Source organism: Pseudomonas sp. C11, assembly GCF_034683865.1.
GTDB lineage: Bacteria > Pseudomonadota > Gammaproteobacteria > Pseudomonadales > Pseudomonadaceae > Aquipseudomonas.
In genome coordinates, this window is the sequence record NZ_JAWIIP010000005.1 from 224,698 (window position 1) to 237,994 (window position 13,297).

13 protein-coding genes are annotated in these 13,297 nt (G+C 66.5%); 7 read left to right on the forward strand and 6 right to left on the reverse strand.

The annotated features are described in order from the left end of the window. Window positions 1-4: 4 nt before the first annotated feature. Window positions 5-637 (reverse strand): LysE family translocator, encoded by a 633-nt coding sequence (locus tag VC352_RS10540; RefSeq protein ID WP_322979512.1) that lies wholly within the window; start codon window positions 635-637, stop codon window positions 5-7. A 196-nt stretch (window positions 638-833) separates the two neighbouring features. Here VC352_RS10540 and VC352_RS10545 point away from each other — a divergent pair, with 196 nt between their 5' ends. The 4 genes from VC352_RS10545 to VC352_RS10560 all read left to right on the forward strand — a co-directional run bounded on the left by VC352_RS10545 (window position 834) and on the right by VC352_RS10560 (window position 5,693). Further along, the gene (locus tag VC352_RS10545; protein WP_322979513.1) at window positions 834-1,352 is read left to right on the forward strand and encodes a sigma-70 family RNA polymerase sigma factor; all 519 of its coding nucleotides are present in this window, start codon (window positions 834-836) and stop codon (window positions 1,350-1,352) included. Continuing rightward, window positions 1,349-2,278: a DUF4880 domain-containing protein gene (locus VC352_RS10550; protein WP_322979514.1), complete on the forward strand. Its 930-nt coding sequence runs from the start codon at window positions 1,349-1,351 to the stop codon at window positions 2,276-2,278. Before VC352_RS10545 ends, VC352_RS10550 begins: the two co-directional genes overlap by 4 nt. 223 nt (window positions 2,279-2,501) lie before the next feature. Continuing rightward, window positions 2,502-4,847 carry a TonB-dependent siderophore receptor gene (locus VC352_RS10555; protein WP_322979515.1) on the forward strand — a complete coding sequence of 782 codons (2,346 nt, stop codon included), beginning with the start codon at window positions 2,502-2,504 and terminating at the stop codon, window positions 4,845-4,847. Between the two features lie 9 nt (window positions 4,848-4,856). Continuing rightward, window positions 4,857-5,693, forward strand: coding sequence for an alpha/beta hydrolase (locus VC352_RS10560; RefSeq protein ID WP_322979516.1), 837 nt, complete (start codon window positions 4,857-4,859; stop codon window positions 5,691-5,693). A gap of 41 nt (window positions 5,694-5,734) precedes the next feature. On the opposite strand, the gene VC352_RS10565 is transcribed toward VC352_RS10560, so the two are convergent. From VC352_RS10565 to VC352_RS10585, 5 genes are all read right to left on the reverse strand, one after another. Continuing rightward, entirely contained in the window at window positions 5,735-6,277 is a 543-nt protein-coding gene (locus tag VC352_RS10565; RefSeq protein ID WP_322979517.1) for a L,D-transpeptidase family protein, read from the reverse strand. A gap of 141 nt (window positions 6,278-6,418) precedes the next feature. After that, the gene (gene argE, locus VC352_RS10570) at window positions 6,419-7,579 is read right to left on the reverse strand and encodes an acetylornithine deacetylase (protein ID WP_322979518.1); all 1,161 of its coding nucleotides are present in this window, start codon (window positions 7,577-7,579) and stop codon (window positions 6,419-6,421) included. Between the two features lie 299 nt (window positions 7,580-7,878). Beyond that, window positions 7,879-8,553 carry a DUF1028 domain-containing protein gene (locus VC352_RS10575; RefSeq protein ID WP_322979519.1) on the reverse strand — a complete coding sequence of 225 codons (675 nt, stop codon included), beginning with the start codon at window positions 8,551-8,553 and terminating at the stop codon, window positions 7,879-7,881. Next, window positions 8,550-8,987, reverse strand: coding sequence for a RidA family protein (locus tag VC352_RS10580; RefSeq protein WP_106738245.1), 438 nt, complete (start codon window positions 8,985-8,987; stop codon window positions 8,550-8,552). Before VC352_RS10580 ends, VC352_RS10575 begins: the two co-directional genes overlap by 4 nt. Then, window positions 8,987-10,348, reverse strand: a complete 1,362-nt coding sequence (locus tag VC352_RS10585; RefSeq protein ID WP_322979520.1) for an NAD(P)/FAD-dependent oxidoreductase — start codon at window positions 10,346-10,348, stop codon at window positions 8,987-8,989. Before VC352_RS10585 ends, VC352_RS10580 begins: the two co-directional genes overlap by 1 nt. Window positions 10,349-10,630: 282 nt before the next feature. Between VC352_RS10585 and modA the strand changes: the two genes are divergently transcribed. The 3 genes from modA to modC all read left to right on the forward strand — a co-directional run bounded on the left by modA (window position 10,631) and on the right by modC (window position 13,287). Then, window positions 10,631-11,383 (forward strand): molybdate ABC transporter substrate-binding protein, encoded by a 753-nt coding sequence (gene modA, locus VC352_RS10590; RefSeq protein ID WP_322979521.1) that lies wholly within the window; start codon window positions 10,631-10,633, stop codon window positions 11,381-11,383. Window positions 11,384-11,482: 99 nt separating this feature from the next. Then, on the forward strand, window positions 11,483-12,163 hold the full coding sequence (gene modB / locus VC352_RS10595; RefSeq protein WP_322979522.1) for a molybdate ABC transporter permease subunit: 681 nt from the start codon (window positions 11,483-11,485) through the stop codon (window positions 12,161-12,163). Next, the gene (modC, locus tag VC352_RS10600) at window positions 12,163-13,287 is read left to right on the forward strand and encodes a molybdenum ABC transporter ATP-binding protein (protein WP_322979523.1); all 1,125 of its coding nucleotides are present in this window, start codon (window positions 12,163-12,165) and stop codon (window positions 13,285-13,287) included. Before modB ends, modC begins: the two co-directional genes overlap by 1 nt. Window positions 13,288-13,297: the final 10 nt, after the last annotated feature.

A 13,297-nucleotide genomic window follows, 5' to 3' on the forward strand; every position in this document is an offset into this window, starting at 1 on the left:
TCGGTTAAGGCCTGGCAGCGCCAGCGATAAGACGAATGCCCAAGCCCACCATGATCGCCCCTGCCAGCCGGTCGACCCACACCTTGCTGCGCAGGTAGGCCCGGCGTGGGGCGCTGGCCGACAGCAGCGTGGCGACGACGGCGTACCAGCCGAACTCGACCAGGAACACGCTGAGCAGCAAGCCCAGCGCCAGTGTCCAGGACACGGCTCCTGGGAGAAAGGAGGCGAACACGCTGGCATAGACGATGGCCGTTTTCGGGTTGCTGACCTGAGTGCTCAACCCCAGCAGAAAGGATCGCCGCAACGGACGGCTGGTCGTTTCGTCCGTGACCGCGAGCGCCAGGGGCTCGCGCGCGCCACGAAATATGCGGTAGCCCAGGTAGGCCAGGTAGAGGCCACCGAGCACCTTGAGCAGCAGGTACGCCAGCGGCACGGCCTGGAACAACGCCTGCAGCCCGAGCAGCGCCGCCGTGGCGAACAGCAACCCGCCAAAGCCCATACCCAGTGCAGCCGCCAGCGCATTGAGGCGTGAGGTTGCCACTGCCTCTCGGGCGACCATCACGAAGCTCGGCCCGGGGCTGGCAGCGCCCAACCCCAGAGCCATCACGATACCCGCGAGCGCGATCATTTCCTGCATGGTTCACCTTCCGTCGTTGAAGGAATGCCTGGTGTTTCGGCGGCAAGAAGCATACCCAGCATAGACGCCGCCCAGTAGCCGACCCAAAGAGCCGGGGGCGGAAGCAGGCATAAAACAGACGCCAGGATTGAAATACGAACTATTCCTATTTAATGTAGCCGCTCGTGCGCTCCCGCCCCTGAACTCCAGATCGATCATGCCCCCATCCGACTCGCCGCAGGCCATTCCCCTGGAGGTTCTTTATGGCGCCCATTGCGGCTGGCTGAACCATTGGCTACGGCGCACCCTGGGCTGTTCGCAGCAGGCCGCCGACCTGGCCCAGGACACCTTCCTGCGTCTGCTGCTGCGCAAGCAACCGATCACCGACCAGGCGCCCAGGGCGCTGCTGGCACGGATCGCGCGCGGTCTGGTGATCGATCACTGGCGCCGCAACGCCCTCGAGCGCGCCTATCTGGAGGCCATGGCGCAGTTGCCGGAGCAGCATCAGCCCTCGCCGGAAGTCCGCCATGAAGCGCTGCAGTGCCTGGAACAGATCGCCCGCCTGCTCGACGGCCTCAAGTCCCAGGTGCGCGACGCCTTCCTGCTCTATCAGTTGGGCGACCTCACGCACGCCGAAGTCGCCCGCCAGTTGGGCATCTCCAGCCGCACGGCCGAGCGCCATGTAGCCACGGCAGCCTTGCGCTGCTACCAACTGATCTACGAGCCGACCCCGTGAACGACAGCGACGAGCGTCTACCCCTGGCCATCATCCGCAGCGCCATCGCCTGGGAAATGCACCTGCGCCAGATGGGCACGGACGCCCAGTTGCACGCGCCCCTGCAGGCCTGGCGCAACGCAGACCCCAGGCATGAGCTGGCCTGGCAGCGCATCAATGGCATGGCTGGCCTGTTCCACAATGCCCGCCAGCACTTGCCAGAGCCGCACCAGGCCCTGCATGCGCTGCAGCGCGCCGAGACCGATCTGCAGCGCCGCCGCACGCTGAAATTACTCGGTGTACTGCTGGTCGGGGGCGGCAGCGCCCTGACGGCCGGCACGCAACTGCGCGACTGGCGCGGCGATTACGCCACCACCACCGGCGAGCGCCGCCGCGTAAACCTGAGCAGCGCCGAGCTGCAACTCAATACCGCCACCCGTGTCGACCTCGATGGCCAGCGCCTGAGACTGCTCGAGGGTGAAATCTTGCTCGATGGCCAGCAACTCGCAGTCAGTTGCCGCCATGCCGAATGCCGGGCCGATGCGGCGCGTTTCGTCCTGCGCCAGACAGGCAGCACCACGCTGCATGTGGCGCGCGGCAGCGTCGAGGTCAGTGGCGCGCATGGCGTCCGCCGAGTGAACGCCGGCGAAGGGCTGCAGATCAGCGCCGCCGGTTATCACCCTGCCGGATCCAGCGCCATCGATCCCTTCGCCTGGGCGCGCGGGCTGCTGGTAGTCAATGACATACGCCTGGCGGACTTTCTCGCCGAGGCCGGGCGCTACCGACGCGGCTGGCTCGGCTGCGACGATGCCATCGCCAGCCTGCGCCTTTCCGGCGTGTTCCGCCTCGATGCGCCTGACGAGTTGCTGGCCAACCTCAGCCAGTTGCTGCCGGTACGGGTGGTCGAGCGCACCCGCTGGTGGGTGCGCCTGAAGCCCGTTGTCTGATGCCGATCAGATAAGGTTGCCAATGCGGACTTTCGTAGGAGCCCCGCCCCGGAGCGAAGCTCTTCAATTGCGCATCGCCCTGGTTCGCGGCGGGGCGCCGCTCCTACGCATTGGCAACGTCGACGCCTAACTGACTGGCATTAACCCGCCGCCTGATTTTTTTGGCGGACTTTTCGAGTTCGTCCGGTATGGGAGTCATCATCCCTGTGCATGAGCTTCCGACATGACCACCTTCGCCACCCTGCGGCCACTCGCCGCCGCCATCAGCCTCGCCCTTGCCGTTGGCACATTCGTGCCCCTGACCAATGCCAGCGCCGACTCCGCCAGCCTGCCAGCCATTGCGCCAGGCCCCTTGAATCAGGCCCTCAGCACGCTGGCGCAGGAGGCGGGCGTGACCCTGTCGTACACACCGCAACAGGTCAGCGGCAAGCAGACCGCCGGGGCGCCGGCCGGCAGTTCGCTGGAATCCGCCCTCGCCATCCTGTTGCAGGGCAGCGGGCTGGTGGCACGCAGGCAGGGCGAGGGCTACGTGATTGCCCTCGACGACAGCACCGCCAGCTCCATCGAGCTGCAGCCCATGCAGGTCGAGGGCCGTCTGCCGGCAAGCGCCTTCGCTCCGGTCTCGGGCTATCACGCCGAGCGAGCGAGCAGCGCCAGCAAGACCGACACACCGATTCTGGAAACCGCACAGAGCGTCAGCGTGGTCACCGCCGAGCAGATCGCCGACCGCAAGGCGGGCAGTGTCGAAGACGCTGTGGCTTATGTCGCTGGCGTTCGCGTCGGTGACTCGGGCCTCGACCCGCGCTACGACCAGATCTACGTGCGCGGTTTCGAGACCACCATCGCAGCGGACTTCCTCGACGGCCTGCGCCAACCCAACACCGGCTGGCTGTCGTACTTTTCCACCGAGCCCTACAACCTCGAACGTATCGAGGTGCTCAAAGGTCCGGCCTCGGTGCTCTACGGTCAGATCAGCCCTGGCGGCCTGGTCAACCGCATCAGCAAACGCCCCAGCCTAGAGGCCGTCAACGAAGTCCAGGTGCAGGCTGGCAGCGATGAGCACCGCCAGGGCCAGTTCGATGTCGGCGGCAAGCTCGACCAGCAGGGGGATCTGCTGTACCGCGTGGTCGGCGTGGTGCGCGACTCGCAAACCTCTATCGAACAGGTGGACGACAACGTCAACCTGCTCGCGCCGACCCTGAGCTGGCAGCTCGACCCGGACACCAAGCTGACCCTTATCAGCCAGTATCAGGAACGCCAGACCGCCGGCTCGCCGCGCCCCTACCAGGCGGGCGAAACGCTGACCGACTTCTGGCCGGGCGATGAATACTTCGACAAGCTGCACCAGCGTCAATGGACGCTGGGCTACGAGTTCGAACACCAGCTCAGCGACAGCGTCAGCCTGCAACAGAACCTGCGCTATGGCCGGGTCGACACCACCAACCAGTACCTCAGCGCCAGCGACTCCGGCGATGGCCACACGCTGAACCGAACCAGCTACGGCGTGTACGAGGACATGAACTCGCTGACCACCGACACGCGCCTGGTCAGCCGCTTCGACACCGGCGCGCTGAGCCATACCCTGCTCACCGGGCTGGACTATGCGCGCCTCGACTACTCGGTGATCTACGCCAGCGGCGTGGCGCCGAGCATCGACATGAACGCCCCGGACTACCATCAGGCAATCGCCAAACCCGACACCATCTGGGCCGACCTCGACGGCGTCGAGCACCGCAGCGGCCTGTATGTGCAGGATCAGATCGAACTGGAGCGCTGGCGCTTCTCCGCCGGCTTGCGCCAGGACTGGGTCAACGCACGCACTCTGAACAACCTCAGCGACACCCGCGACAAGACCCACGACGACGCCACCACCGGCCAGGTCGGCGTGCTCTACCTGTTCGACAATGGCATCGCGCCTTACGCCAGCTACGCGCAATCCTTCCTGCCGCAGAGCGGTACCAATGTGCAGGGCGAAGCCTACAAGCCCACCGAAGGCGAGCAGTACGAGGTCGGCGTGAAATACCAACCGCCCGGCAGCGCCACCTTGCTCACGGCGTCGCTCTATCACCTGACGCAAAGCAACGTGCTGACCAGTGACCCCGACGATCTGCTGAACCAGTTGCAGACCGGCGAGCAGGTTTCGCGTGGCCTGGAACTGGAAGCGGTGTCCGATCTCAGCGACCGCCTGCGCCTGACCGCCAGCTACAGCTTCAACGACGCCGAAGTCACCCGCAGCAACGATGGCAACGAAGGCAAGGAGCCGAAAAACGTGCCGCGCCATCTCGCCTCGGCCTGGCTCGATTACCGCCTGCCCATGGGCATCGGCCTCTCCGGCGGTGCGCGCTATGTCGGCAGCACCTACGCCGATGCCGAGAACAGCAACCAGAACGACGCCTACACCCTGGTCGATGCCGCTATCCATTACGACTTCGGCGGCTCGCTCGACGGCGTGCGCCTGGCGCTCAACGCCAGCAACCTGCTCGACAAGCGCTACATCACCTGCCTGGACGGCTACTGCTACCGGGGCGAAGCGCGCAGCCTGGTCACCAGCCTCAGCTATCGCTGGTAGGGAGGACGCATGCGCAAGTACCTGCTAGTCATCGGCCTGCTGCTGAGCCTCTGTGCCGGCAGCCTGCAGGCCGCCCCCGTGAGCCTGGACGGCAGCGAGGCGTGGACGCTGAGCAGCGCCGAGGGCCGCGAATACCGCATCATGGTCAGCCTGCCGGAGGGCAAGGTGCCCTATACCGGCGGCTACCCGGTGGTCTACCTGCTCGATGGCAATGCCTACTTTGCGGCCTTCCATGCCGCCAAGCGCAGCCAGGAACGTCTGCGCGGCTCGATCCTGGTCGGCATCGGCTACCCCAGCGATACACCGCTGGACTTCCTCCGCCGCTCCTACGACTTCTCGCCGCCGGTATCGGCCGCGCGCAACGACCCGCCCCAGGGCGGGCAGGATCAGTTTCTCGATTTCATCGAGCAACGCCTGATGCCCGAGGTGGCGCGCCGCTACAAGGTGGACGAGGATCAGCGAAGCCTGGTCGGGCATTCGTTCGCCGGCATGTTCGCCACCTATACGCTGTTCACCCGCCCGCATCTGTTCCAGCAGTTGGTCGCCATCAGCCCCAGCCTGTGGTGGCACGACCACTACCTGCTGGCGCACGAACAGGCCTTTACCCAGCAGGTGCGCGAAGGCCGGATCAAGCCCCTGCACAACAGCCTGACACTGCTCATGGCCGAGCGCGACAGCGCACAGGAGATTGAGGATGCAGGCGCCCTGTACCGGCGGCTGGACGCCCTGTCAGGCTTCGGCCTGCGCAGCAGCTTCCAGGTCGAAGCCGGCGAGGATCACATGTCGGTGCCGTTCCGGGCCGCCTCGCGGGTACTCGAGCAATTGCTGCAGACGCGACGTTTCTAGCCGGCGCACAGGCCCGGCGCACCGAGCACGTCGATGAAACTTCAGTGAATCTCGATCGGCGTGCCGTTGGCGACCCGCAGCCAGATATCGCGCATCTCGTCGTTGCTCACGGCGATGCAGCCATCGGTCCAGTCCCACAGGTGATGCAGCGGCCCGAGCCAGCCCCAGCCATTGGGCAGGCCGTGGATCATGATGTTGCCGCCGGGGCTCTCACCGCGCGCGGCAGCGGCGGCCTGATCCTGCGAGTTCGGGTAGGCGATGTGCAGGCTGAGGTAGGCCATGGATTTGGCATTGCGCCAGTCGATCAGGTAGCGCCCCTCGGGCGTGCGCTGGTCACCTTCACGCTGCTTGTGCCCTTCGTCGCCCGCCGCGCCGAGGACGATGCGGTACTCGCTCAGCACCGTACCTTCTCGCCAGAGCTGCAGGCGCCGCTGAGCCTTGTCGACGGTGATCAGATCGGCCTGTGCGACGGGTTCCATCAACGGTGCCGGGCCGCCAGCCAGGCGTCCCATGACCTTGGTGTAGCCCACCAGCAGCACGAGCAGACACAGGCTCGTCAGCAACCAACGCTTGATTCCCTTCATTGCTTCTTCTCCCTTGGGCCAGACGACAGGCGCGCCGCGCACCTTAGCAGATCGCCCGCTTATCCGAGCGTGAAGCATTTGCAGAAATCAGGGATCAAGCACAAAGGAACAAGGCTGGCAGCCACACGGGCTTGCCCGGCATCAGCCCTGGGCCTGCTGCATCCAGCTCGCCAGGCGCGCCAGCAGGGCGTCGCAGCGCTCGAGCTGTTCGAGAGTGACGAACTCGTCCGGCTTGTGCCCCTGCTCCATGCTGCCGGGGCCGCAGACCACGGTAGCCACGCCGGCCGCGTCGAACAGGCCGCCTTCGGTGCCGAAGGCGACGGTGGTGAAATCCTCGCGCTCGGCGATCAGCGCCAGCAGCCGCGCCGCATCGCTGGCGGCGTCGGTGAGCAGGCCGGGATAGCTGGACAGCTCGCCGAAACGGATGTCGCTGGCCGCGCTCACCGCACGCATGCGCGGCAGCAGCTCGCGCTCGGCATAGTCGCGCAGTTCGGCGGCAACCTGCTGCGGATCATCAGCCGGCAGCGCGCGCATCTCGAAATCGAAGCGGCATTCGGCGGGCACGATATTCAGGGCACGGCCGCCCTGGATAACGCCGGTCTGCACCGTGGAGTACGGCGGGTAGAAACGGTCGTCATGGCGCTCGGGCGCGGCCAGGCGCTCACCGATCTCGCCGAGGTGGCCGATCAGTTTCGCCGCGTACTCGATGGCATTCACCCCCTGCGGCGCATAGGCCGAATGGCAGGCGGCGCCGTGCACCTCGCAGCGCATTGCCAGCTTGCCCTTGTGGCCAAGCACCGGACGCATCTCGGTGGGCTCGCCGATCAGGCAGATGGCCGGGCGCTCGGGGCTGGCGCGCAGGCGCTCGACCAGGCTGCGCACGCCGAGGCAGCCGACCTCCTCGTCATAGGAAATGGCGATGTGCAGCGGCAGGCGCAGCGGCGCGGCGAGAAAGCGCGGCAGTGACGCCAGCACGCAGGCGATGAAGCCCTTCATATCCGCCGTGCCACGCCCGTACAGGCGTCCGTCGCGTTCGCTCAGGGCGAAGGCCGGCAGCGTCCAGGCCTGACCATCGACCGGCACCACGTCGCTGTGCCCGGACAGCATCACCCCACCCGCCCCGGCCGGGCCGATGCGCGCATAGAGGTTGGCCTTGCTGCGTTCGGCGTTGAACAGCAGCTCACTGTCGATGCCAAGCCCGGCCAGATAGGCACGCACGTAATCGATCAGCGCCAGGTTGGATTCGCGGCTGGTGGTGTCGAAGGCGATCAGGTCGGCGAGCAGGTCGCGGCGGGTGGGCATGGGTGGTTACCGGTGAAAGGTTGATCGATGCCCCTGTGGGAGGCGCTTTAGCGGCGACAGTTCAAGGTCGCGGCTGCGACTGCATGGATGCAGGAGGTAGAGCGAAGCAGGATGCCAGAGCCGAAAGTCCCTCCCACGATCTGGGTGCAGTGTGGCGCTTTCATCCCAGGACACACACGGTGGACGAAAAGAGCGTCGTCCACCCTACGACTGGGTGCGTCTGTTGTGGGAGGCGCTTCAGCGGCGACGAAGGGTACGCTCCAAGTCGCGGCTGAAGCCCCTCTCACAGGTCGTCCACCCTACTCGTCACCCGGCACGCCGTAACTCGGCGCGGCGGTGGGGTCGAGGGCGCGGGTGATGTAATCGTGCAGTTGCGGCTCGTAGGCGCGCCAGAGTTTATCCAGCTCGCCGATAGGGTCGTGCTCGGCCCAGTCGACACGCAGGTCGACCACCGGCCAGACCAGATCACCGACCACCGACAGCGCCGCCGAATGCACTGGCCCGGCCTCACCACCGGCGGCTATCGCCGCGTGCATGGATGCCAGCAGGCGATCCGGCAAACCGCCGTGGGCCTGCTCGAAGGCTTCGACCATGGCGTCGATCACCGCCGTGGAAGCCAGCAGGTTGCCGGCCGCCACGCATTGCTCGCCGGCGCGCGCATGGTGCACGCCGAGGGCTTCGCTGCCGGAAAAGTGCGCGCTGGCGCCGTGGCTGTCGATCACCGTCACCTGCCGGTATTGGCCATAGCCGTTGCGCGCCAGCGCCTGCTCCAGCGCGCTGGCCGGCGCCTCGCCGGCCTCCAGGCGGTCGAGTATCTGCGGGCCCAGCGCCGGCAGGGTGATGTTCTGCGTCGACACTGCGCCGACCCCGGCACGCAGCCAGGGGCAACGGGCGCCGACGGCGATGCTGGAGGAGCTGATGGCGATGCCGAGGTGCCCTGTTTCCGGGCAGCGGCCGACGATGGAAAAGGTCATGCCTGGCCCCCGGCGCTCGGCCAGTCATCGGGAATCACGGCGATCACATCGATCTCCATCAACCATTGCGGCTGGCCGAGCGCCGAGACCACCAGCCCGGTGGAGATCGGGAACACGCCCTTGAGCCATTTGCCGACCTCCTTGTACACCGGTTCGCGGTAGCGCGGGTCGATGATGTAGGTGGTGGTCTTGACGATATGCGAGAGGTCGCTGCCGGCTTCTTCCAGCAGTTGCTTGAGGTTCTTCATCGCCTGCTCGGTCTGCGCCTGCGGGTCGCCGAGGCCGACCAGGTTACCGTCGAAATCGGTGCCTACCTGGCCGCGCACGTACACGGTGTTGCCGGCGCGCACGGCCTGGCAGAGGTCGTTGTCCAGGGACTGATTGGGGTAGGTGTCCTTGGTGTTGAACATGCGGATGCGGGTATGAGTGGGCATCAGCGGACTCCGGTGAGGCTGACTTTGCCAGCGCTGGATTCGAGGGTCGCGGCGTCACGCCGGGCAGCGTCGCGGTAGGCGGTGTACTTGCGCTGGGTGGCGATGTGGTCGGCGATGTGGCGGGCGTCGTGCCACACGCCCCAGATGAAGGTGGAGCCACGGCGCGACAGCCAGGGCAGGCCGACGAAGTACACCCCCGGCTCGCTGGACACACCGCGCTGGTGTTTGGGCTTGCCGTTGGCGTCGAAGGCATCGACCTGCAACCAGCTGAAGTCCGTGGCGTAGCCGGTGGCCCAGATGATCGAGGTGACGCCGGCGGCGGCCAGGTCGAGGTTTTGCAGCGGCTCGCGGACGCACGCCGGCTCGGGGAAGCGCCGGCGCGCCTCGGGCTCTTCAGGCAGATCGAGGCCGTTGCGTTCGACGTAGGCATCGGCGGCATCGAGCAGCGACAGGTAGTTCTCGTCACCACGCGCCAGGTTTTCCGCCAGGTCATCGGCGAACTGCGCCACGCCCGCCTCGAAGGCGCGGGTCAGGCCGACCAGGGTGATGCCCTGCGCGGCCAGCTCACGAAAGTCGATGGTGCGCCCGCCATGGGCGCCGCTGACGGCGATGGTCACGTGCTCCTTGCCCGGCTGCACGGTTTCCAGATCCCACAGGCCGAGCACGCCGAGCCACCAGACGAAATCGCGCCCACGGTAGCTGCGTGGCGGCCGGTCGTGAGCGCCAACCGAGAGGTACACCTGGCGCCCGGCGCGGTTCAGCTCGTCGGCGATCTGCACGCCGGAGGAACCGGCACCGACCACCAGCACCGCACCCTCGGGCAGTTGCTGCGGGTTGCGGTAATGCGCCGAGTGGATCTGCAGCAGGCTTTCGTCCTGCGGGGCGATGGCCGGGATCACCGGGCGCTGGAACGGGCCGGTGGCAGCGACCACGCGGTTGGCGTGAATGGTGCCCTCGGAGGTTTCCACGATGAAGCCGGCACGGCCTGGCGCACGCGCCACCTGCTTGACCTCGACGCCGGTGCGGATCGGCGCATCGATCATCCGCGCGTAAGCCTCGAAGTAGTCGGCCACCTGATCCTTGTGGGCGAAGTCGTCCGGGCCGAGATCGGGAAATTCCAGGCCGGGGAAGCGGTCATGCCAGACCGGCCCGTTGGTCACCAGCGAATCCCAGCGCACCGTGCGCCAGGCCTCGGCGATGCGGCTCTTCTCCAGCACCAGGTGCGGCACACCGAGCTTGCCCAGGTGCTCGCTCATGGCCACGCCGGCCTGGCCGGCGCCGACCACCAGGGTGTCGATCGTCAGGGTTGCGGGTACCCGACCTGCGGGTTGGGGAAAGGCGGATTGCTTCAGCTCGGTCATGGTTGCCTGCTCTGATTCTGCTCGTGACTGAATCCGCCGGGGCGGCTCGTTGCGGGCATTCTGTTCAGAGCGGGGGATTAGCGAAATTATGTTTTTTGTAGTTGCTGGCAAGGGAAAAACTGCCCGCAAGCCGTGACGGTGCAGGCACCCGCCGCCACGCACGAAGATCGTGCAAGGAAGCGGGCCGCAAAGCGCTATATACAAAATTACATAACGAGGTAGGATTGCCGCACCTGGCCTGCCTCAGGCCGCCTGATCGCCCAGGAACCACAAGGAATCTCCATGCTCAAGCCTCTCCAGCACGGTTTACTCGCCCTCGGTCTGATCTTCGCCAGCGGCGCCATCGCCGATGAAGTGAAGGTCGCGGTCGCCGCCAACTTCACCGCACCGATGCAGGCCATCGCCCCGGCGTTCGAGAAAGCCACCGGGCACAGGCTGGTGGCCTCCTTCGGCGCCACCGGGCAGTTCTATGCGCAGATCCAGAACGGCGCGCCGTTCGATGTATTCCTCAGCGCCGACGACACGACGCCGGCCAAGCTGGAGCAAGAAGGCGACAGCGTGCCAGGCTCGCGCTTTACCTACGCCATCGGCAGCCTGGTGCTGTGGTCGGCTGACTCCAGCTACCTCGACGGCAGCGACGCGGCGTTGAAGGCCGGGCAGTTCAAGCACCTGTCCATCGCCAACCCGAAGGCCGCGCCCTATGGCCTGGCGGCAACCCAGGTGCTGGCCAAGCTGGGGCTGAGCGAGGCGGTCAAGGGCAAGCTGGTAGAAGGCCAGAACATCACCCAGGCGCACCAGTTCGTCTCCACCGGCAACGCCGAACTGGGCTTCGTCGCCCTGTCGCAGGTATACCAGGACGGCAAGCTCAGCAGCGGTTCGGCCTGGATCGTGCCGGAGGCAATGTACGACCCGATCAGGCAGGATGCGCTGATCCTCAAGCCGGGCGCGAACAACCCGGCCGCAGCGGCGCTGGTCGAGTACCTGAAAGGCCCGGAAGCGGCCAAGGTGATCGAGTCGTTCGGCTATAAACTGTAATCCCTGTAGCCCGGATGAAATCCGGGGGCCATCTGCCTGAGCAGGCCCCGGATTGCATCCGGGCTACGTTTGTCCAGACGCCAGTTGCCGGAACCTCGCATGCCGCTGTCCAAGAACGACCTCGACGCCATCCTGCTGACCCTGGAGCTGGCTTCGCTGACCACCGTGCTGCTGCTGATCATCGGCACGCCCATAGCGCTGTGGCTGGCGCGCACCGACTCCTGGCTCAAGCGCCCGGTCGGCGCGCTGGTGGCGCTGCCGCTGGTATTGCCGCCGACGGTGATCGGTTTCTACCTGCTGGTGAGCATGGGCCCCAATGGTTTCTTCGGCCAACTGACGCAGAGCCTCGGCCTGGGCACTTTCACCTTTACCTTCACCGGCCTGGTGATCGGCTCGATCTTCTATTCCCTGCCCTTCGTCGTGCAGCCGCTGCAGAACGCCTACGAGGCCATCGGCCGCGGCCCGCTGGAGGCTGCCGCCACCTTGCGCGCCAATCCCTGGGATGCCTTCTTCAGCGTGGTGCTGCCGCTGGCGCGACCCGGCTTCGTCACCGCAGCGATCCTCGCTTTCGCGCATACCATCGGCGAGTTCGGCGTGGTGCTGATGATCGGCGGCAATATCCCCGGCAAGACCCAGGTGGTGTCGGTGCAGATCTACAACCACGTCGAGGCCATGGAGTACACCCAGGCGCACTGGCTGGCCGGCGGCATGGTGGCGTTCGCCTTCCTCGTCCTGCTCGCGCTGTACAGCGGCCGTAGCGGCAAGGTGAGGGCCTGGTGATGTTCGGATTCGGTAAACCTTCGATCCCTGCAGTGGTGGATGACGGCCGTATTCGCGCGCGATTTCTGGTGCAACATGCGGGCTTTCGCCTGGATGTCGACCTCGATCTGCCCGGGCGCGGCGTCAGCGCCCTGTTCGGCCATTCCGGTTCGGGCAAGACCAGTTGCCTGCGCTGTTTCGCCGGGCTGGATCGCCCGCAGCAGGGCTATCTGCAAGTGGCCGGCGAACGCTGGCAGGACAGTGCGCGCGGCTTCTTCCTGCCGGCGCACCAGCGCGCCATCGGCTACGTGTTCCAGGACGCCAACCTGTTCCCGCACCTGAGCGTGCGCGGCAATCTGGAGTACGGGCAGAAACGCATCCCAGCCGCGCAGCGCAAGGTGGCGCTGGATCAGGCGCTGGAGCTGCTGGGCATCGGCCACCTGCTCGAACGCATGCCCTCGGCGCTGTCCGGCGGCGAACGCCAGCGCGTCGGCATCGCCCGCGCGCTGGTCACCAGCCCGCGCCTGCTGCTGATGGACGAGCCACTGGCCTCGCTCGATCTCAAGCGCAAGCAGGAGGTGCTGCCCTATCTGCAGCGACTGCACGAGGAACTGGATATCCCCGTGCTCTACGTCAGCCACGCGCCGGACGAGGTGGCGCGGCTGGCCGATCACCTGGTGCTGCTCGACGAAGGTCAGGTGCGCGCCAGCGGCCCACTCAAGGAATTGCTGCTGCGCGCCGACCTGCCCTTCGCCAGCGAAGACGATGCCGAGGCGGTGATCGACGGCCAGGTCGACGCCTACGACGCGCAGTACAGCTTGGTGGCCCTGCGCATTCCTGGCAGTGACGCACGCCTGCGCATACCCCATGCAGCGCTGCCGGCCTGGCACCGGGTTCGGGTGAAGATCAAGGCGCGCGATGTCAGCCTCAGCCTGCAACGCGCCGAAGGCAGCAGCCTGCTCAACCTGTTGCCAGTCACCGTGGACAGCTGGCAGATGATTGGCGCCCAGGCCCTGCTGACCCTGCGCCTGGGCGAGCAGCACCTGCTGGCACGGATCACCCGCTACTCCTTCGACCAGTTGGGCATCCATGCCGGCCAGGCGATCTGGGCTCAGATCAAATCGGTATCGCTGCTGGCTCCCTGAGCCTGTGCAC

Bases quoted from the DNA above. Each gene is read 5' to 3' on its own strand.
- VC352_RS10565 (WP_322979517.1), bottom strand. From the start codon at position 6,277: ATGAAGGGAATCAAGCGTTGGTTGCTGACGAGCCTGTGTCTGCTCGTG.
- VC352_RS10560 (WP_322979516.1), top strand. From the start codon at position 4,857: ATGCGCAAGTACCTGCTAGTCATCGGCCTGCTGCTGAGCCTCTGTGCC.
- VC352_RS10545 (WP_322979513.1), top strand. From the start codon at position 834: ATGCCCCCATCCGACTCGCCGCAGGCCATTCCCCTGGAGGTTCTTTAT.
- modC (WP_322979523.1), top strand. From the start codon at position 12,163: ATGTTCGGATTCGGTAAACCTTCGATCCCTGCAGTGGTGGATGACGGC.
- VC352_RS10555 (WP_322979515.1), top strand. From the start codon at position 2,502: ATGACCACCTTCGCCACCCTGCGGCCACTCGCCGCCGCCATCAGCCTC.
- argE (WP_322979518.1), bottom strand. From the start codon at position 7,579: ATGCCCACCCGCCGCGACCTGCTCGCCGACCTGATCGCCTTCGACACC.
- modA (WP_322979521.1), top strand. From the start codon at position 10,631: ATGCTCAAGCCTCTCCAGCACGGTTTACTCGCCCTCGGTCTGATCTTC.
- VC352_RS10580 (WP_106738245.1), bottom strand. From the start codon at position 8,987: ATGCCCACTCATACCCGCATCCGCATGTTCAACACCAAGGACACCTAC.
- VC352_RS10585 (WP_322979520.1), bottom strand. From the start codon at position 10,348: ATGACCGAGCTGAAGCAATCCGCCTTTCCCCAACCCGCAGGTCGGGTA.
- modB (WP_322979522.1), top strand. From the start codon at position 11,483: ATGCCGCTGTCCAAGAACGACCTCGACGCCATCCTGCTGACCCTGGAG.
- VC352_RS10540 (WP_322979512.1), bottom strand. From the start codon at position 637: ATGCAGGAAATGATCGCGCTCGCGGGTATCGTGATGGCTCTGGGGTTG.
- VC352_RS10575 (WP_322979519.1), bottom strand. From the start codon at position 8,553: ATGACCTTTTCCATCGTCGGCCGCTGCCCGGAAACAGGGCACCTCGGC.